General features: G+C 62.0%; 1 protein-coding gene. It reads right to left on the bottom strand.

Annotation, left to right across the window (positions count from 1 at the left end):
- A partial coding sequence (locus tag AAEY72_RS14435) for a MotA/TolQ/ExbB proton channel family protein (RefSeq protein WP_352311200.1) occupies positions 1–292 on the bottom strand: 292 nt, incomplete at both ends.

The following is a 292-nucleotide window of genomic DNA, read 5'->3' as shown; positions in this document are numbered from 1 at the left end:
ACTTCATCCTGTGCGCGGGCGCCGGTGGCGGCGCGAATCAACAGGATCTTCAACTGGTCGTTGATGCGCTCCAGGCTGTCCTGGAAGAAGTTGTGAAACACCACGCAGAACAGCGCGATGGCGATACCTAATCCCGTGGCAAACAAGGCCGTCCCGATACCACCGGATATCTGCCCTGGGTCCGACACGCCCGCGGTGGCCAGTGCCTTGAAGGTGTCGATGATGCCGAGAATGGTACCCAGCAGGCCCAGCAGCGGGGCGGCGGTGGTGATGGTCTCGATGATCCACAGGC

The organism is Psychrobacter sp. W2-37-MNA-CIBAN-0211, assembly GCF_040309405.1.
Lineage (GTDB): Bacteria > Pseudomonadota > Gammaproteobacteria > Pseudomonadales > Moraxellaceae > Psychrobacter > Psychrobacter glaciei.
The sequence above is the reverse complement of the archived record's forward strand: the minus strand, read 5'-3'. Positions and strand labels throughout refer to the sequence as shown.